The 19190-nt window shown below is 58.6% G+C and carries 18 protein-coding genes; 12 read left to right on the forward strand and 6 right to left on the reverse strand.

The window, feature by feature from the left end; genetic code table 11:
- Positions 1-12 precede the first annotated feature (12 nt).
- Positions 13-525 (forward strand): DUF3093 domain-containing protein, encoded by a 513-nt coding sequence (locus I6I71_RS10090; RefSeq protein ID WP_052204012.1) that lies wholly within the window; start codon positions 13-15, stop codon positions 523-525.
- A 32-nt stretch (positions 526-557) separates the two neighbouring features.
- Here I6I71_RS10090 and I6I71_RS10095 read toward each other — a convergent pair whose 3' ends face one another.
- The gene (locus tag I6I71_RS10095) at positions 558-851 is read right to left on the reverse strand and encodes a DUF4193 domain-containing protein (protein WP_052204010.1); all 294 of its coding nucleotides are present in this window, start codon (positions 849-851) and stop codon (positions 558-560) included.
- 127 nt (positions 852-978) lie between these two features.
- Complete coding sequence (locus tag I6I71_RS10100) at positions 979-1839, reverse strand: inositol monophosphatase family protein (protein WP_101734331.1); 861 nt, start codon at positions 1837-1839, stop codon at positions 979-981.
- Positions 1840-1894: 55 nt separating this feature from the next.
- Between I6I71_RS10100 and ppgK the strand changes: the two genes are divergently transcribed.
- Entirely contained in the window at positions 1895-2653 is a 759-nt protein-coding gene (gene ppgK, locus I6I71_RS10105; RefSeq protein WP_070494776.1) for a polyphosphate--glucose phosphotransferase, read from the forward strand.
- Between the two features lie 112 nt (positions 2654-2765).
- Complete coding sequence (locus I6I71_RS10110; protein WP_083278958.1) at positions 2766-4283, forward strand: RNA polymerase sigma factor; 1518 nt, start codon at positions 2766-2768, stop codon at positions 4281-4283.
- Between the two features lie 124 nt (positions 4284-4407).
- On the opposite strand, the gene I6I71_RS10115 is transcribed toward I6I71_RS10110, so the two are convergent.
- The 3 genes from I6I71_RS10115 to I6I71_RS10125 form a co-directional block, all read right to left on the reverse strand.
- On the reverse strand, positions 4408-5016 hold the full coding sequence (locus I6I71_RS10115; RefSeq protein WP_201820784.1) for a DUF4190 domain-containing protein: 609 nt from the start codon (positions 5014-5016) through the stop codon (positions 4408-4410).
- A 387-nt stretch (positions 5017-5403) separates the two neighbouring features.
- Positions 5404-7110: a DEAD/DEAH box helicase gene (locus tag I6I71_RS10120; protein ID WP_101734382.1), complete on the reverse strand. Its 1707-nt coding sequence runs from the start codon at positions 7108-7110 to the stop codon at positions 5404-5406.
- 47 nt (positions 7111-7157) lie between these two features.
- On the reverse strand, positions 7158-7415 hold the full coding sequence (locus I6I71_RS10125) for a DUF3039 domain-containing protein (RefSeq protein ID WP_371327056.1): 258 nt from the start codon (positions 7413-7415) through the stop codon (positions 7158-7160).
- Between the two features lie 63 nt (positions 7416-7478).
- On the opposite strand from I6I71_RS10125, the gene I6I71_RS10130 reads away from it, so the two are divergent.
- The 6 genes from I6I71_RS10130 to galE all read left to right on the forward strand — a co-directional run bounded on the left by I6I71_RS10130 (position 7479) and on the right by galE (position 13013).
- Positions 7479-7961 carry a DUF3099 domain-containing protein gene (locus I6I71_RS10130; RefSeq protein WP_201820786.1) on the forward strand — a complete coding sequence of 161 codons (483 nt, stop codon included), beginning with the start codon at positions 7479-7481 and terminating at the stop codon, positions 7959-7961.
- Between the two features lie 39 nt (positions 7962-8000).
- A complete protein-coding gene (locus I6I71_RS10135) occupies positions 8001-9644 on the forward strand; it encodes a DUF7782 domain-containing protein (protein ID WP_236587307.1) in 1644 nt (547 codons plus the stop codon).
- Positions 9565-9999, forward strand: a complete 435-nt coding sequence (dtd, locus tag I6I71_RS10140) for a D-aminoacyl-tRNA deacylase (protein ID WP_201820788.1) — start codon at positions 9565-9567, stop codon at positions 9997-9999. Before I6I71_RS10135 ends, dtd begins: the two co-directional genes overlap by 80 nt.
- Before the next feature lie 215 nt (positions 10000-10214).
- Complete coding sequence (locus I6I71_RS10145; RefSeq protein ID WP_052204000.1) at positions 10215-11219, forward strand: sigma-70 family RNA polymerase sigma factor; 1005 nt, start codon at positions 10215-10217, stop codon at positions 11217-11219.
- Positions 11220-11331: 112 nt separating this feature from the next.
- Positions 11332-12021, forward strand: coding sequence for a metal-dependent transcriptional regulator (locus tag I6I71_RS10150; protein WP_052203998.1), 690 nt, complete (start codon positions 11332-11334; stop codon positions 12019-12021).
- An 11-nt stretch (positions 12022-12032) separates the two neighbouring features.
- Positions 12033-13013: a UDP-glucose 4-epimerase GalE gene (galE, locus tag I6I71_RS10155; protein ID WP_201820790.1), complete on the forward strand. Its 981-nt coding sequence runs from the start codon at positions 12033-12035 to the stop codon at positions 13011-13013.
- Between the two features lie 16 nt (positions 13014-13029).
- On the opposite strand, the gene I6I71_RS10160 is transcribed toward galE, so the two are convergent.
- The gene (locus tag I6I71_RS10160; protein ID WP_201820792.1) at positions 13030-14151 is read right to left on the reverse strand and encodes a DUF4192 domain-containing protein; all 1122 of its coding nucleotides are present in this window, start codon (positions 14149-14151) and stop codon (positions 13030-13032) included.
- A 201-nt stretch (positions 14152-14352) separates the two neighbouring features.
- Between I6I71_RS10160 and I6I71_RS10165 the strand changes: the two genes are divergently transcribed.
- Genes I6I71_RS10165 through I6I71_RS10175 form a run of 3 tightly spaced genes read left to right on the forward strand, consistent with a single transcriptional unit; the run spans position 14353 to position 19189 of the window.
- Entirely contained in the window at positions 14353-15384 is a 1032-nt protein-coding gene (locus I6I71_RS10165) for a PAC2 family protein (protein WP_201820795.1), read from the forward strand.
- Positions 15381-17924: a DEAD/DEAH box helicase gene (locus I6I71_RS10170; RefSeq protein WP_052203990.1), complete on the forward strand. Its 2544-nt coding sequence runs from the start codon at positions 15381-15383 to the stop codon at positions 17922-17924. The genes I6I71_RS10165 and I6I71_RS10170 overlap by 4 nt, the downstream gene beginning before the upstream one ends.
- Before the next feature lie 17 nt (positions 17925-17941).
- Positions 17942-19189 carry an NAD(P)/FAD-dependent oxidoreductase gene (locus I6I71_RS10175; protein ID WP_201820797.1) on the forward strand — a complete coding sequence of 416 codons (1248 nt, stop codon included), beginning with the start codon at positions 17942-17944 and terminating at the stop codon, positions 19187-19189.
- The last annotated feature ends 1 nt before the right edge of the window (position 19190 follow it).

Here is a 19190-nt window from a genome sequence, read left to right on the forward strand (position 1 = left end):
AAGGTTTGATGGGTGACCGACAACAACGTTTCCCCGAACGCTTCCCCGCAAGTGCTCTACACGGAGCGCCAGTGGGTCCCTTGGTACTGGTGGGCCACCGGTTTAGGGTTGACGCTGCTGCTGGCGGGCCAATTTGGACTCAACCGCAATATCTGGTGGTTCATCATCCCGCTCATCCTCATCGGGGCGATGGTGCTGTGGTTCCTCATTTGGCTGTCAAAGACAGTGGTCCAAGTAGAAATGGACGCAGATGGCACACGCTGGCTCATCGTCGAAGACGCGAACCTGCCAGCAAACGTAGTAACGCGTTCAACCGTGGTGCCGGCATCTGCGCGCCAGAACGCACTTGGCCGTCAGCTTGACCCAGCCGCGTTCCTGGTGTCCCACACCTGGGTTCCGGAACACGTCCTACTCGTGCTCGATGATCCAGAAGATCCCACCCCGTACTGGATGATTGCCACCCGCAACCCGGAACGAGTACTGGAAACGTTCCTGCCCGAACAGGCAGCGGCCGCCCACCCCTAGCGGCCAGACCGCGTAATTAGCCGCAGTCAGTTCTACTCACAGTCCAGGCAGATCATGGCGCCGTTCGGCTCCTCGTATGCAAGGCGCTTGCGCTTTTGCACTAAGAAGCAGGACGAGCACGTGAACTCGTCATCCTGACGCGGCTTGACCTCAACGTTGAGCTCCTCACCGGAAATCTCCTGTGCGGGCAGTTCAAACGCTTCGACGATTTCACCGTCATCATCCATGCTGCTGCCAGCAACTTCCGCGGCTTTCAGGCCTTCGAGAGAGTCGGTCTCGATGTCGTCGTCCATCCGGCGGCGCGGCGCATCGTAGTCGGTAGCCATGGTGTGATTCCTCCAGCTGTGTTACGTGTTTACGGGCCTCCGAGAGGGCCCGGTATCAGCGGAATACTAAAACACACAAGCATTTCTGTCATCAAAGCTGGTAAATAGGGGTAACGGGGGTAATTTATTATCCCTCCATTGGTTGTGTAGCACCGCTGGATTCCAGGAGGTCTACAAAGCTATCCCACACACGCGGCGCAGCGGCAATCACCGGTGCCCCAATCGCCCCTTGATCCTCCAGGCCAGGGTGCTGGATTGTTGCTCCTGCTTCAGCCGCGATCACAGCTCCTGCAGCGTAGTCCCATGGATGTGTGCCGTGCTCGTAGTAGGCATCCACCCTCCCCTCTGCAAGATGGCATAGGTCCAATGCGGCGGAGCCGAAACGGCGAATGTCGCGCACGCGCGGCAAGATCCGCTGCAACAACACTGCCTGCTTTGCACGCCAAGCAGAGTCGTAGGCAAAGCCGGTAGCTACAAGCGAGGTCGCCGTGTCATCCGCACGGGAAGCTCGAAGCTGCACCGTCTCACCCTCACGCTCAACCCACGCCCCTGCCCCGGCTGCTGCGAAGTAGCAATCGCCGTTGGCAACGTTTACTACGCATCCGGCGACAAACTGGCCGTTAATCGCCGCCCCCACTGACACGGCATAGGCAGGAAGGCCGTAGAGGAAGTTCACGGTGCCGTCGATAGGGTCGACGACCCAACTCACGCCCGTGCTTCCCGCAACGTTTGCACCTTCCTCACCAACAATCCCATCGTCTGGCCGAAGCTGCCGAAGCTGGCGCACAATCTGGGCTTCGGATGCCTTATCCACTGCCGTAACTGGGTCTACTGCGGAGGATTTGGTTGAGGTGACCTGCGCAATCGAGCCGTGGCGCGAAAGGAAGTCACGCTGGTGGGCCACGAGTGCGGCCGCCTCACGAGCAAGCTGCACACAGAGGTCTTTGAGTTCTTCGGGGCTTGGGGTCGTGCTCTGGGTCTTAGGCATGGCCCCATCGTGCCAGAGGTGCAAGCAGCGCCGCGGTGGCGATAGACTCGCCGGTATGACAACTTCCAACTTAGGCGTGGGTATTGACGTCGGCGGTTCCGGTATCAAAGGTGCAATTGTTGATTTGGATACGGGTGAGTTCGTATCTGAGCGCGTGAAAATTGCCACCCCGAAACCGGCCACGCCCCAGGCAGTTGGTGAAGTGGTTGCAGAGGTCGTGCGTCAGCTCGAGTGGGACGGCCCAGTTGGCGTTGCGTTGCCAAGCGTGATCAAAAATCAGGTCGCGGTGACTGCTGCCAATATCGATAAAGCGTGGATTGGTACCAATTGCCACGACCTTTTGGCCACACACTTGCCTGGCCGGGAGCTCTCCATTCTTAATGACGCAGATGCGGCCGGCCTTGCCGAAGTCGCTTTTGGCGAGGAGCAGGCCAAGCAAAACGGTGCTATCTTCCTCACGTTTGGCACTGGCATCGGCTCGGCATTTTTCGCGGACGGCAAGCTGTTTCCAAATACCGAATTGGGCCATCTGCTTATCGACGGAGTGGAGGCCGAACACCTCGCGTCCTCCGCAGTCAAAGACAACGAGGACCTGAGTTTCAAGGACTGGGCTAAACGCGTAGATACGGTGCTGCACGAGTTTGATCGCCTGTTCAACCCGAGCGCGTTCATTGTTGGCGGGGGTATTTCCCGCAAGGCTGACAAGTGGGTGCCGCGTCTGACGGTGGATGTGCCGGTCATTCCGGCGAAGCTTCGCAACCGTGCAGGTATTGTGGGCGCCGCGATGGCGGCGTATGAACACGTCAAGCCATAACATGATTTGACGCTCTGCGCGGCGGGTCGGTGGAATATTATTTCTCGTCCGCTGTTACTATGGGCGTTCTGAATAGCGGGACCGTATTTGTTCAATAGGCGAAAGGGCGTACGTGGTAGCCAGGAAAGCTTCGGGCACTAATTCCGTCAATGACGCGGATGTGACTGCCTCCGGCGGCGACTCTGACAGCGCGGCTGGTAAGGCAGCAGCTAAGCCCGCCCGGAAAACTGCCAAGAAGACGGCGAAAAAGACGGCCAAGAAGACCGCGAAGAAAACCGCCAAAAAGGCTGTGAAGAAGACGGCGAAGAAGACCGCCAAGAAAACGGTCAAGAAGACTGCGAAGAAGGCAGTAAAGAAGACCACGCGTAAGGCGGCGGTAAAAGCTGCAGTTGATGAGGCACTTGAGTCAACTGATACTGAGCTGAACCTTGACAATGACGAGGTTGATGCGGAGGACGACGGCCGCGATATTGACTACGATCCTGATCTTCTTGATGAAGACGATGAGGATGACTTTGGCGAAGGTCTCGATGAAGACGACGTAGACGAAGACGACGTCGATGAAGATGATGTCGAACGCGATGAGGACGAAGAGGACGAAGAGGACGAGGAAGAAGACTCGGGCGCCTCTGTCTGGGACATCGAGGAGTCTGCTGCCCTACGCCAGGCGCGCAAGGACGCACAGCTGACTGCTTCCGCTGACTCTGTTCGCGCATACCTCAAGCAAATTGGCAAGGTTGCTCTGCTGGACGCTGAGCAGGAGGTGTCTCTGGCTAAGCGCATTGAGGCAGGTCTTTATGCCCAGTACCGCTTGGATGAGATGACCCGTGCAGCGGAAGAGGGAGATGCAGAGGCAAAGCTCACCCCCACCGTGAAGCGCGATCTGCGTGCTGTTGCTCGTGATGGACGCAAGGCAAAGAATCACCTCCTTGAGGCGAACCTTCGCCTGGTTGTGTCCCTTGCTAAGCGCTACACCGGCCGCGGTATGGCTTTCCTTGACTTGATCCAGGAAGGCAACCTGGGCTTGATTCGCGCTGTGGAGAAGTTCGACTACTCCAAGGGCTACAAGTTCTCCACCTACGCAACGTGGTGGATCCGCCAGGCCATTACCCGTGCCATGGCCGATCAGGCACGCACCATCCGTATTCCGGTGCACATGGTCGAGGTAATTAACAAGCTTGGCCGCATCCAGCGTGAACTGCTGCAGGATCTTGGCCGTGAACCGACGCCGCTTGAACTGGCGAAGGAAATGGACATCACCGAAGAAAAGGTCCTTGAGATCCAGCAGTATGCTCGTGAGCCGATCTCGCTTGACCAGACGATTGGTGATGAGGGCGATAGCCAGCTCGGTGACTTCATCGAGGACTCCGAGGCGGTTGTCGCGGTGGACGCGGTGTCCTTTACTCTGCTCCAGGATCAGCTGCAGGATGTGCTGCACACCCTGTCCGAGCGTGAGGCCGGCGTGGTTCGTTTGCGCTTCGGTCTTACCGACGGCATGCCGCGCACCCTCGACGAAATCGGCCAAGTCTACGGTGTTACCCGTGAGCGTATCCGCCAGATCGAATCCAAGACGATGTCGAAGCTGCGCCACCCGTCGCGCTCCCAGGTGCTGCGCGACTACCTGGACTAAGGACAAAGGACAAAGGACTAGGTAGGACCGCACTGGCGCAAAGCTAAAGCCCGAGCAATTGCTCGGGCTTTAGCTTTCTAGCTTTAGTGCTGGCAAACCGTCGGCAGCGGGTTCTACTTTCAGGTTAATTGCTCTCAAACTTTTCAAGCAGGCGCTCTTCAACACACTTCTCAAGTGCCGCAGGGTCATCAATGTACTGCTCACAGCCCTGCACCTGGTTCCAGATCCAAAAACCGAAAATAAGCAGCGCTGCGCCAACCAGGAGCGTAATGATACCGGTGACAAGACCACCAATGGCCATTCCCTTGCGGGTCTGCACTGGGTACCCGCCAGCAGCCGCCTGAATCTCCTTGGCCTTGCGCTGGCCCATCACGCCCAACACGATTGCGGCAATACCGCCAGGGACAGCAATCCACGGAAAGAGCAGGAGCAGTAGCAGGGAGACGATGCCAACGATCAACGCCGCAAGCGCGAGGTTGTTCACCGGTGCAGGGGCACCAGTGCTGTAGCCCGGCTGAGCGTACTGCTGGTTGTAGCCGTTGGCGCCGTATTGCTGGCCGTAAGCAGAGTCATAGTTCTGCTGCCCATAGCCACCCTCGCCGTAACCGTTTTCGCCGTAACCGTTTTCGCCGTAGCCATTAGCGCCGTAGTTATTGGCGCCGTAACTATTTTCACCGTAGCTGGTGTAGCCCTCTGGATGGTTGAAGCCGTCATTGTTCGGGTTATTGGTCATGATTTTCCTCACTTACGTTAGAGATTTGTATGAAGAAACTGTACCAGCCAGAAATTACTAGCCGCAGAGGTAGCTGATTCGCACACCGAGATTGTGAACAGTGGATGAGGTCTTGTGGTGGCCGGTCGTGCTCGTTGGCGCTGGGCGGTCTGGTTTCAACAAATATGCAGGGGAAGATATGCAGGTCCCCAGGTCACGAGCATTTTTCATTAACGGCGTCTTATTGAAAAAACGCTCTGACCATTACTCCTGCATATCTTGTCCTGCATATCTGTGTTTCGACGCTGCCCGCCGACCCCTCATTCTGGCGCCGCCCCCCCATTCTGGCGGTGGCCGGTAGGCGCCGGTGCCGTTCGGCGAAAATGCAGGGCTCCGATTCTGCGGAAACTACCAGCCGCGGAGGTAATTAATTCGCTCGCGCAGCTGCTCGGCGTTGCACAGCGCCGTCGGCGGTCCCCCGCAGGCCTTACGGGCCTCGGTATGAATCGCACCGTGCGGCCGACCGGTCTTGCCGGCAACAATGGCCACTCGGGCGTTGAGTTCCTTACGCAGCTGCGGGATTTCGTCGGCCGCCACACCGGCGCCACTATCCTCGCTCGCACCAGAATGCTCGGGCTCTGGCTGCTTGACGGGTTCGCCGTAGATTTTCGCGCGCTCAATCTCAGCACGCTCGGCAGCCTTGCGTGCCTTCTCCTCCGCCTCACGCGCGTCCAACTGATCGCTTTGGCGCTTGCGCAGCAGGGCTTTGACCTGCTCCGGGTCAAGCAGTCCCGGCAGTCCCAAGAAGTCTTGCTCCTCCGCGGAGCCGGCAAGGGTTGGGGTGCCGTACGTGGAGCCGTCGAAAATCAGCGAATCTAGCTCCGCCGAAGCACCGATGGCCTCGTAGTTGGACTCTTCGTCCGGTTCAGTTTGCGTCCGGTTCGCTTGTTCCAGAAGCTCATCGGACCACCCGGATTCGCGGTGTGGTTTGCCCAGAACATGGTCACGGGACACTTCCATCTCCTCGGCCAACTGCAACAGCACCGGCACAGAGGGCAAGAACACGGACGCGGACTCCCCCGGCAGGCGGGAGCGTACAAAACGGCCGATCGCCTGCGCGAAAAACAATGGCGTCGAGGCGGAGGTTGCGTAGACGCCTACCGCCAGGCGCGGCACGTCCACACCTTCAGACACCATGCGGACAGCCACCATCCATTCGTCGGTGGAGGCGGAGAATTCGTCGATACGCGCGGAAGCCCCCGGCTCATCTGACAAGACCACAGTGACTGGGGTGGAGCTGATCTTCTCCAAAATGCGAGCGTAGGCGCGCGCGGTGGTCTTGTTCGTAGCAATGACCAGGCCGCCAGCATCGGGCATGTTGACGCGCAGCTTCAACAAACGCGTGTGGGCCGCGCTCAGCACAGCCGCAATCCAGTCGCCCTTCGGATCCAGCGCGGTACGCCACGCCTTGGCGGTCTGCTCCGCATTCAACGGCTCACCGAGACGTGCCGAATACTCCTCCCCCGCGGAATCTTTCCACTGCGCCTCACCCGAATAGGCAAGGAAGACAACGGGGCGCACAACGCCGTCACGCAGCGCCTCGGCGTAGCCGTAGGTGTAATCCGACTCGGAGATCAGGTGGCCCTCGCCGTCCTCGACGTAGCGGACAAACGGGATCTGCGAGTCGTCGGAACGAAACGGCGTACCCGTCAGCGCTAAGCGGTGCTCAACATCGTTATAGGCCTCATACACACCATCTCCCCAGCTGCGGGCGTCACCGGCGTGGTGGATCTCATCCAAGATCACCATGGTCTTGCGCGCAGACGCCACCGCATGGTGCTTAAACGGGTGCATACCCACCTGGGCATAGGTCACCACAATGCCGTCATAGGACGCGTTGACGGCAGACGAGTTGGTGAAATTCGGATCCAGCGAAAGCCCAAAACGCTTCGCTGATTCCGCCCACTGGTGCTTCAGGTGCTCCGTTGGCACCACCACGATGATGCGCTGCACGGACTTCGCCTCATGGAGGCGAGACGCCAGCGTCAACGCAAAGGTGGTTTTACCCGCACCTGGGGTAGCCACAGCCAGAAAATCGCGTGGCATGGTGCGCATGAACTGGTCAAGCGCCTCCTGCTGCCACGCGCGCAGGTTGGAAGCGGTCACTTCCTGCGCAACCCCTTAAAAATCCGCTCGCAGTCCGGGCACACCGGGGACCCCGGCTTGGCCTGCTTTTTCACAGGGAAGGTTTCCCCGCAAAGTGCAACCACCATCTTGCCGGAGACAGCGGAATCAATGATCTGGTCCTTCTTTACGTAGTGGAAGAACTTTGGGGTTCCGTCGTCGGTGGTCGACGATGTGTCTTCTCGTATGTCTGTGCGCTCGAGCGTCTTCGTCGTCGTATTCACGCCAACCATCATGCCCCACGGACCCCACATTCGGACAACGGGCTGGGTGTAGCAATGCGTTAGAGTGAAAAGCCTATGGGCGCTACGGATAACCACTTCCACGATCAACAGCCGACGGTTGATGTGGATGTTGAGGATGTTGAGGCATCGTCGACAAAGCGGCGTGCGCGCAGGCGTCGTCGTGTGTTGATTACAGATGCGCAGCGTTCCCCTGAGCTCAATCGCCGTTCGCGCGAGAAGCAGTACATGATTTTGCAGGGCATCCGTATGCCGTTACTGGCGCTGTCGATGGTTTCTGCGTTTGCTTGGAACAATTGGTGGCTCGCCTCGATCCTGTTTGTGGTTTCTATTCCCCTGCCGTGGCTGTCAGTGATGGTGGCTAATGGCCAGGGTGAGAAGCGTGATGCACGTCAGCGCAATGTGTATAAGCCTGCGGTGATTCGTGAGGAGCAACGCTTGGAGGCGGCGCGGCGTGCTGAGTTGGAAGCTGGTTCCTCGGGCAGTGATGACAGCACGGGGGCGCTCAGTATCATCGAGCACGAAGAAAAGCCTGAGTAGCTGCCCTCAGACAGATAACCGCGTAAAGGAACTTGTGTGGTGAATTCCCCTATCCCCAATGCTTCGTTATTGCGTGAGCTTGCAGATGTTTTGTCAGCCGCCTCGTTTACCGCCGACGGCATCGCGGCACATTTGGGCCCGGATGCTACGGATGCCCTGTACCGCGGTGAACCGGGTGTGGTGTTGCACGCCACGCTCGGTGGCTCGCAGCTGGATCAGTTGATTCGGTTTTTCCTGTTGCGCCGCCCGTTTACGCCAGAGCAGATAACGCAGATGCTTGGTCGTGAGCTTGGGCTTTTGCTTATCGACGCCTCGTTGACCACCCCAACCCCCTCCGGCGAGGTCACCGTCGCTTTTGACATTCGTCCACATGTGATTGCGGGGCATGAGCGGCTGGTGGTGTCTGATTGTGATGCTTCGGTGACTGACGTTGTTCCCGGCCGTGATCACGTGTTGGGTGTGGGCGCTGCGTCGCTGTCACTGCTGTCTGCAACCCCCGTAACGCCGGTGGATCGAGTGTTGGATTTGGGTACTGGCTCTGGTGTTCAGGCGCTTGCGCAGGCTGACGTTGCGCGCAAGGTGGTTGCTACTGACATTCACCAGCGCGCGCTGGACCTCGCCGAGGTGACCTTGGCCGCGAACGGGGTGGATAACATCGAGTTGCGCCAAGGTGCGTGGTTTGCTCCTGTTGCGGGTGAACGGTTCGACCGCATCGTGGCAAACCCGCCGTTTGTAGTCGGGTTGCCTGAGGTTGGCCACGTCTATCGGGATTCTGGTTTGTCCCTGGACGGTGCGACGGAACTTGTGGTCCGTGAGACTCCTGACCACCTGGCTGAAGATGGCACCGCATACATCTTGGGCGCTTGGGTGCACACCGTTGATGAGTCGTGGCAGTCGCGCGTTGCGTCGTGGCTTTCGTCTCAAGGCGTCAGCGCCTGGGTACTGCAACGTGATGTGGTGGATCCAGGCATGTACGTGTCTACCTGGCTGAAAGATGAGTCGCTTGACCCACGCTCGCCCGAAGCCATCGAACGCACCCAAGCCTGGCTTGCCCATTTCGATGACAACAACGTTCACGCGATTGGGTTCGGTTGGGTATTTTTGCGAGACATTGGCGATCACCCCAGCGAAATCACCGCTGAGGAACTCAGCCATCCGTTTACCGATCCCCTAGGTCCTGAGGTAGAGGAGTATTTCCTCCGCGCCGCCTGGCTGCGCGACAAAGATGCAGACGATGTACTGGATTCGAGGTTTCTGGTGCGTCCAGGTGTGGCGATTGAAGAGGTCTCGGTTGCAGATACGGAAACCGGCATGGGCTTCACAGAAGAGGTGGTGCGCGTAACCCGCACCGACGGCCCACGTTTCTCCCACGAAATCAACGCCGATCTACGCACGGTGCTTGCCGGCCTACACCCGAATGGGTTAGTGCTACGAGATGTGGTGGGGATCTTCGCGTCATCACGCGGGATAGAGAGCGATCAGGACGTTACCGCGCTTGAACAAAGTGCCGTAGCCGCGATTACAGATTTGGTGCGCCACGGTGTGGTCATCCCCGCTGATATCACTGAAATCGACGACGGGATCAAAGAAGGAGCGAAGTCAAATGAAGGCAGTGCTAACGCGTGTGTCCAGCGCCTCTGTAACTGTGGACAGCGAGGTAGTTGGAGCAATCGACTGCCCTGAAACCGGAGGGATCCTCGCGCTTGTAGGCGTGGGCGTAAACGATGCAGAGGATGCGTGGGAAACAGTTGCACGCAAGATCGCCGAGCTGCGGATCCTTGACGGTGAGCGCAGCGTCACTGACGCTGCTGCCCCAGTGTTGTTAGTCAGCCAGTTCACGCTGATGGGTCGCACCGCAAAGGGGCGTCGCCCATCATGGTCAGACGCAGCCCCAGGTGAGCTTGCCAAACCCGTGATGGACAAGATTGCCACAGCGTTACGCGAAAGAAATATTCATGTTGAAGAGGGCATTTTCGGCGCTGACATGCAGGTTGCAAGCGTGAACCAGGGTCCGTTTACCGTCATTGTTGAGGCCTGATCCCGAAACGATAGACAACCCCTAGACCGCGTGGTAAAAATCACATAACGCGTGATCGGATCCCATGTTCATTCCATTGGACACCGGTCAACCCATAAGCCAGACTGTACATATTCTGCACGGATGCTGTGTGTCTGGAACTGCGGGAACATTTTCGCCTTTGGCGGCGTTAGCAAGATGGACTCAAAAAATTAAAGGGATCGAGGAGGCAGCACTTGACTCAGCCGGATCATGCCCCGGATCACGCCAATGCCGCAGAAACCCAAGAGGTTGACCGTGGCAGCCGCAGGAACCAGACCAACGATAACCCGTCGGCAGATCTTGTCCGCGTTTACTTGAACGGCATCGGCAAGACCGCACTCCTCAACGCGGAAGAAGAAGTTGAGCTAGCCCAGCAGATTGAGGTTGGTCTTTACGCCCAGCACCTGTTGGATGACCCTGAGGTCAAACTCACCCGCGCTAAGAAGCGTGATCTGAAGATCCTGGCCAAACAGGGCCGCAAAGCACGCGCACACCTGCTTGAGGCAAACCTGCGCCTCGTTGTTTCCCTGGCCAAGCGTTATACCGGCCGAGGTATGCCGCTGCTTGATCTGATTCAGGAAGGCAACCTGGGCCTTATTCGCGCTATGGAGAAGTTTGACTACTCCAAGGGCTTTAAGTTCTCCACGTACGCAACCTGGTGGATCCGTCAGGCCATTACCCGGGGCATGGCTGATCAGTCCCGCACGATTCGCCTTCCAGTCCACTTGGTAGAGCAGGTAAACAAGCTTTCACGCATTCGTCGTGAGATGTACCAGTCCTTGGGCCGTGAACCGACGAATGAGGAGCTTTCGGAAGAATCTGGCATTCCGGAGTCCAAGATTGAGATGCTGCTGCGCCAGTCCCGTGACCCGGTGAGCCTTGACATGCCGGTTGGTGCGGATGAAGAGGCACCGCTGGGAGACTTCATCGAGGACGCCGAGGCAACCGACGCTGAGGATGCTGTGGTTTCCGCCTTGCGGCATGATGACATCCAGGACATCATCAATGGTCTTGAACAGCGCGAGCAGGACGTTATCCGCCTGCGCTACGGCTTAACGGACGGTGTGCCGCGCACACTTGATCAGATTGGCCGCCAGTACGGGTTGTCGCGGGAACGTGTCCGCCAGATTGAGCGTGAGGTTATGGCGAAGCTACGCGTGGGTGAGCGCGCAGATCGCCTGCGTGATTACGCTCTGTAGCTGTGCATGGGCCCGTCGATAGTCCGATGGGTCCTTTCATATGTGCCGAGCGTTTGGCTGATTGGCTAAAGTATTTTCGTATCTACTGCGTTTGTTTTGAGAGGCAAAGATTATGCGTGATCTCGTAGACACCACGGAAATGTATCTGCGTACCGTGTACGAGCTTGAAGAGGAGGGCATCACTCCCCTGCGTGCGCGCATCGCTGAGCGCCTGGAGCAATCCGGGCCGACGGTGTCTCAGACCGTTGCCCGCATGGAGCGAGACGGACTCATTGTGGTTGAGCGGGACCGCTCCCTATCGCTCACGCCTGAAGGGCGGAAGCTTGCCACCGCTGTGATGCGCAAGCACCGTCTCGCAGAGCGCCTGCTGACCGACGTGCTTGGCTTGGACATTGCCAAGGTGCACGACGAGGCGTGTCGCTGGGAGCACGTCATGAGTGATGAGGTTGAACGTCGCGTCGTTGCGGTGCTGGAGGACCCCACTCGCTCACCGTTTGGCAACCCGATTCCGTCCCTGGAAGATGTTGGCGCAGCCTCCACAACTGATGCCCAGAACGGGACCCGCGCAGTTGACCTACGTCTGGATGAACCGGCAACCGTCAAGGTTGTCCAGATCAGCGAGATCCTGCAGCAAGGCACTGAGGTGCAAAACCCAGTGATCTCCCTTGGAGCTCTCGTTGGGCAGACGGTGACGCTTACCCCATTGGAAAACGGTGGCGTAACGCTGACTACCCAAGATGATGAGACTGTAGAGCTCGCACCTGAATTCGCCCACGCACTACGCGTAGAGCTGACCAAGTAGGAGAACCCCCTTTGAAACTGGTAGTAACCGGCGGCGCCGGCTATGTCGGCAGCGTTTGTACCGCAACTTTGCTTGAAGCGGGCCATGACGTTGTAGTTGTAGATGACTTGAGTACAGGCAACCGTGACGCGGTGCCCGCCGGCGCAACGTTTGTAGAGGGCCGTATCGAAGACGTCATTGATCACGTGCTTAGTGCTGGTGATGTTGACGGCGTGCTGCATTTTGCGGCCCGCTCCCTTGTAGGTGAGTCCATGACGGAACCTGCAACCTACTGGCACGACAACCTTGGCGTCTCTCTCCAGCTGCTAGACTCCATGCGCACCCATGGGGTGAACTCGCTGGTCTTCTCCTCCACCGCCGCAACCTACGGCGAGCCGGAGGAAGTGCCGATTGTTGAGACTGCGCCAACGCGCCCGACAAACCCCTACGGTGCGACCAAGCTATCCATTGATTACGCCATTACCTCCTACTGCCAGGCGTACGGGATGGCGGCAACCAGCCTGCGCTACTTCAACGTGGCAGGCGCCTACGGCTCAATCGGTGAAAACCACAAGACTGAAACGCACCTGATTCCGCTTGTGCTCCAAGTGGCAATGGGTTACCGCGACAAGATCATGGTTTTTGGCGATGACTGGCCGACCAAGGACGGCACCTGTGTGCGTGACTACATCCACATTCGAGATCTAGCGGATGCGCACCTGCTTGCCCTGGAGGCTAACACGGCTGGCGAGCACAAGATTTACAACCTCGGCTCCGGTGACGGCTACTCGGTGCTTGAGGTTATCGAGGCCTGCCGGGAAGTCACCGGGCATGAGATCCCAGCGGAGGTTGCGCCCCGCCGCGCTGGTGATCCTGCGGTGCTGATTGCGTCCTCGGAGAAGATCCAGGCGGAGCTCGGGTGGAACCCCACCCGTACGGAGCTTGGCCGGATCGTGCGTGACGCATGGGCGTTTACCCAGGAGTTGGGTGACGCCTCCCATAGCGCACGCTGATCCTCGTGCACTTGCCTTAGTATTCACGGGTTTCAGGCTCTAGGTCTGCCAGTTCTTCCCACATCTCATCGCAGCCAAAAGCTGCGGTTTCCAGCATGTTTTCGTGTTGCCCAGCGCGCAAGAGCTGTTTGAGGATGTAGGACAGCGAGTGATTGGGCAGTGCGTCTTCGGCGCTTTCTAAGGCTGCGGTTGCCCAGTTTGAGAGCTTGAGTTTCACGGCAATGACGGCCCAGATACTCAACGCATTGGCTCGGATGGCGCCGCTGTAGGCGCGGGCGATGGTGAGCATTGCTACTCCGGTTTCCAGCGGGTGTTCGAGTGCGACATTGAAAAAGCAATCGCGCAGTTTGGATTTGGTCAGCGTTGTAGCGATGAGTTCGGCGTTTTCTGTGGTGCCGAAGACCTCCTCGATTGTTTGGCGGCAGGTTTGACCGATGAGTGGCTGCGGGGTTACGTCTTTGAGGATTTCGCAGGCTCGCTCCATTTCGGTGCGGACTTTCTCTGGGTAGAGCGCGATGTGGGCGGCAAGGCGTGCACCGCGGCGTCGCAATTGTGTGCATTGTGCACTTGTGGCTTCCCACTGTCCTGCTTCGGGTTCGAAGTAGGCGCGGGTGTCTTCCCTGTCTAGTTCGGGGAGTGCGCCTTGTGCGATGAGTGCTTGCATGGTGGGTTGCGCCATGACGGAGCCAACAGTGCCTGATACCCAGCTGTCGGGTACTCCTGCACGGATGAGCTGGTCCATGGGTGGTCCGAAGATGAGGCTGTATGGGGTGTAGTTGGCTATTTCGGAGGCGTGCCAGCAGGCGTCGACAAGCGGGAGCCCACTTGGGTCGGTGAGTTCGAGCAGGGTGTTGATGGCTGCGCGGGCTGTTTTTGAGTTGGGAATGCGGGTAACCAGGATGGCGAAGTGGCCGACGGCTTCCATGATGTCTTCGGCTGGCACGCTGTCGAGTACGTCTTGGAGACGGTCGGCCAGGCTCAGGTCGACGCGGAAGACGGGTCCGTACAATGCCTCGCTGCTTCCTGGCTCGGCGTAGGCAGTGACGATAATGACGGACTCTTGGGGGTAGTAGCCCAAGACTCCGGGGATTGAGGCGATGAAGTTGCCTGGGTGGGTAATTGCGGTATCTGAATTCATAAAGTGTGTCATGCATATTCAGACCGCGTGTTGATAGCTTTGGTTCCCCACGGCTGCAAGATTTTTCCTTACCTCCTTTGCACCTTGGTGCCAGTGCTGGCGTTATGCGTTCACTGGGCAGCCGAGTGTGTTGGAATGGAGGCAATGCCCATGGCGTTGTAGGGAGCAGTTGTTAGGCAGCGATTGTGAAGGAGGCTGACCATGTCGGATGAACGCCGCATGTATGAACTTGAGTATCCCGCGCCCGCTGTCGGCGGGGATAGCCCGGCGGGGCCTACCCTGATCGTTGCGCTGCAGGGCTATGCGGATGCTGGCCACGCGGTGGAGAGCTCGGCTGATCACATTAAGGCTGCGCTGGAGTCGCGTACCGTAGCCACATTTAATAACGATGAGCTGATTGATTACCGTTCGCGCCGCCCGCTGGTGACGTTGCGCCACCATGAGATCGCTAACGTGGAGCCGCTGGAGTTGGATATGCGTGTGGTCAAAGACAACGCTGGCACACCGTTTTTGCTGCTGTCTGGGCCGGAGCCGGATCTTCGCTGGCAGGCGTTTTCGGAGGCTGTTGCGGATTTGGCGGAGCGGTTCGATGTTTCGGAGACCATCTGCCTGTATTCCGCACCTATGGCTACGCCGCATACGCGTCCGCTTGTAGTTTCGGCGCATGGTAATGACCGGGATTTGGTTGGTTCCATGTTTACGTTTGATGGCATGGTGACTGTGCCTGGGGCTGCGGCGATCATGATTGAGCGTGAGCTGCATAAGCGTGGGCGCAAGGTTGCTGGTTTTACAGCGCACGTGCCGCATTATGTAGCCGCCTCCCCGTATCCGCATGCCATGTACCAGCTGCTGCAGTCTTTGGAGGATTCGGTGAATCTGAAGCTGCCGCTGCGCTCCATTGAGCGGGATATGGCAAAAGTGTCGCGTCAGCTGGCGGAGCAGACGGCGCAGTCGGATGAGATTGCGCATGTGGTGCAGGCGTTGGAGAAGAACTATGACTCTGAGATGGCTGATTACCGTGAGCGTAATCCGCAGGCGATGATGCCTGGTGAGGCGGAACTACCCACGGGTGAGGAAATTTCTGAGGCGTTTGAGAATTTCCTTGCTGCGATTGAGGATAGGGACAGGGTCAGGGAGCTCCCGCTTGACGACGTTGCGTGGAACCCCACCAACGAAACCAGCACCAACGAAACCAGCACCAACGAGACGCCGACGGAGGATAGTGACGAGTGACGCTGGCTGATTACCTGACGGACCTGGAGGATGTGCCCGAGTCTTTATTTGAAGACGCGGTCTGGGATTCGTTTACCCGTTGGACCCAATCACGTGGCATCTCGCTCTACCCGGCGCAGGAGGAAGCGTCTGTTGCGCTTCTAGCGGGCGATAACGTTATTTTGGCTACCCCTACGGGGTCGGGTAAATCCATGGTGGCCAACGCGGCGCATTTCATTGCGATGGCGCGTGGCCAGCGCTCGTTTTACACCGCGCCGATCAAGGCGTTGGTGAGTGAAAAGTTCTTCGCTCTGTGCGAGATCTTCGGCCCGGAGAATGTGGGCATGATGACGGGCGATGCCACGGTAAACGGCAACGCCCCAATCATCGCTGCCACCGCGGAGATCGTTGCCAACATCGCGTTGCGCGAGGGCGCTAACGCGCGCATTGACCAGGTGGTGATGGATGAGTTCCACTACTACTCTGAGCCCGACCGTGGCTGGGCGTGGCAGGTGCCGCTGCTTGAGCTGCCGAAGGCGCAGTTCCTGCTCATGTCTGCAACCTTGGGCGATACGCAATGGCTGCAGGATGATCTCACGGAGCGCACTGGGCGCACGACCAGCTATGTAGGTGGGTCCGAGCGCCCTGTGCCGCTGGATTTCCACTACGTGTTTACCCCAGTGCACGAGACTATCGAAGAACTGATGGCCGACGGCAAGGCGCCGATTTACATCGTGCATTTCTCTCAGCGTGAGGCCACCGAGCGTGCCCAAGCACTGACCAGTATGACGTTTGTGACTGCTGAGGAAAAGGCGCGTATTGCGGAAGAGATTGGGGATTTCCGCTTCAGTACCACGTTTGGCAAGACGCTATCCAAGCTTGTGCGCCGCGGCATTGGTATCCACCATGCAGGCATGCTGCCGAAGTACCGTCGTTTGGTGGAGCGCCTGTCGCAGACTGGACTACTGAAGGTTATTTGCGGCACTGACACACTTGGCGTGGGTATCAACGTGCCTATCCGTACCGTGTTGATGACGGGCCTGGCCAAGTATGACGGCACCCGCAGCCGGATCCTGAAGTCTCGCGAGTTCCACCAGATCGCTGGCCGCGCAGGACGTGCGGGCTATGACACGGAGGGCACCGTGGTTGTGGAGGCCCCGGAGCACGAGATTGAAAACGTCAAGCTTCGCCGAAAAGCTGGCGATGACCCGAAGAAACTGAAGAAGCTTCGCAAGAAGGCGCCGCGTGATGGTGAGGTGTCTTGGTCTGAGAAGACGTTCCAACGTTTGACCACCGCTGAGCCGGAGGAGCTGACCAGCCAGTTCCAGGTGTCTAACTCAATGTTGCTGAATGTGGTTGCGCGCCCCGGTAATGGCTATGAGCACATGCGGCATTTGATCCGCACCAACCATGACACCCGTGCCAAGCAAAATCGCGACGTGTTGGCAGCGGTAGATCTCTTCCGTGGTCTGATCGCCGCAGGTGTTGTTGAGCGCACCCCGGATTCGCCTGCGTTCCGTCCCTACACACTTACGCAAGAGCTGGATCGAGATTTTGCGCTTAACCAGCCACTCTCCCCATTTGCGCTGGCGTTTCTTTCCCTGCTGGACCCGGAATCCGAGACCTACACGCTCGATGTCATCTCCACGTTTGAGGCGATTTTGGACGACCCCCGCCAGCTTCTGCAAGCACAGCAGAACAACGAGCGCTCTGAGGAAATCGCAGCGCTGAAAGCGGAGGGGGTGGATTACACCGAGCGGATGGCGATTATTGAGGACGTCACCTACCCCAAGCCCTTGGAAGAGGAACTGGAAGAAGCGTTTTCCACCTTCTGCGAGGGCAACCCGTGGGCGAAAGAGTTTGAGCCCTCACCGAAGTCGGTGGTGCGCGACATGATTGAGCACGCCATGACATTTTCTGACCTCATTGCTACCTACGGGCTGGCCCGTTCTGAAGGTGTCGTGCTGCGCTACCTTACGGATGCTTGGCGTACCCTTTCCCACTCCATCCCGGATGCCTACATGAACGATGAGCTCGAAGACATCACGGTGTGGCTGGGTGAAATGATCCGCCAGGTGGACTCCTCTTTGATTGATGAGTGGGCGCACATGGCTGATGAGGACTCCCCCATCTCGCGCGAGGCGCTTGACCGTGAGCTGGCGTTCGGCGTGGAAGATCCCAATGCGCTGACTGCAAACCGTCGCGCGTTTACCATCATGGTGCGCAACTTCTTCTTCCGCCTCACGGAGCTATTTGCCTACGAGAAGGAAGACCAGCTTGCCACCATGCTGGATTATCTCGACCCAGCGGATAGCGTTGACTGGCCCGCGGCGATGGATGATTACTTCGACGAGTACGACGATTTGGATCTTGGCGCTGACGCCCGCGGCCCGGACTATTTCCGCCTGGGAGATACCACAACGCGTACGTGGCGCGTCACCCAGATCATCAAAGATCCTGAGGGCGACAACGCGTTTCAGCTGCACGGCGTGGTGGATTTGGACGCTTCCGATGAGGCCGGAGAAGTTCGCCTCCAATCTCTAGAAATGAAGCAGGTCTAACCTGTAGATTCTGCCGTATGACTACGGCATTGGTTATCGGCGCCGGCATGACCGGCCTTGCCACGGCGTGGCACTTGCAAGAGTATGGCTATGAGGTTGAGGTTGTTGATCGTGTCGGCGTAGCCGGCGGTGCCTCTTGGGGCAACGCGGGCTGGCTGGCGCCAGGCAAGACCATTCCCCTCTCACACCCAAGTTTGTGGCGCTACGGCCCCACCGCACTGTTTGATAAGCACGCGGCACTCGATGTGCCGGTGCGTGTAGACGCCAAGTTGTGGGCGTTCGTCGCCCAGTTCATGGCGCATGCCACCCCACGCGCATGGGATACCACCATGGCGGGACTGACCCAGGCAGACCTGGCGGCGTTGGCTGCCTTTGATGAGCTTGAAGCCGGTGGTGTGAAAGCTACCAGCCACCCCGCCCCGTTCATTGTCGGGTTTGGTAATGAGAAGGACGCAAAGGGCTTCCTCGGCGAGGTCGAGGGCGCTATCCGCCACGGCCAGGACATCCCGTTTGAAAAGATTTCGCTTGAGCACGCACGCGAGTTCGCGCCTATGCTCACCGAGAAGGTCGGGGCCATCTACAAGCTGGATGGTCAGCGCTACATTGAGCCCGGGCCCTACTGTGAGGCGATCGCTGCCTCTATTGAGGAGCGCGGCGGCACGATCACCACTGGTGTAGAGGTTGTGGAGGTCCGTTCCACCCGCAAACCTGCGGTCAAACTTTCTACGGGCGAATGGCTCAACCCGGATGTTGTAGTTGTTGCTACCGGCGCGTGGCTGCCAAAACTGTCTCGCCAGCTAGGCGTAACCACGATGGTGCAGGCTGGCCGCGGATATTCCTTCAGTGTGGAAACGGACAAGCCGGCAACGTGCCCGGTGTACCTGCCGGAACAGAAGGTTGCGTGTACCCCCTACGAGGGCCGTTTCCGCGTGGCGGGCACCATGGAGTTCCGCGGACCGGACGAGCCGTTCCAGCCGGGGCGTATTGATTCGATCATCCACACCACCAAGCCCATGTTCCAGGGCGTGGATTGGGGCAGCCGCCAGGATGAGTGGGTGGGCTCACGCCCAGTTACCCCTGATGGTTTGCCGCTGGTTGGCCAAACGAAGGTGCCCAACGTGTATGTCAACGGCGGCCACGGTATGTGGGGCATTGTTTTGGGGCCGGTCTCCGGCAAGCTGCTTGCTCAGCAGATTGCTACTGGAAAGACCGACCCCATCTTGGACCCGTTTGACCCGCTGCGCGGGCACTGGGTTGGAATCTAGC

Source organism: Corynebacterium riegelii (assembly GCF_016728505.1).
In the GTDB taxonomy this organism is placed as follows: domain Bacteria; phylum Actinomycetota; class Actinomycetes; order Mycobacteriales; family Mycobacteriaceae; genus Corynebacterium; species Corynebacterium riegelii.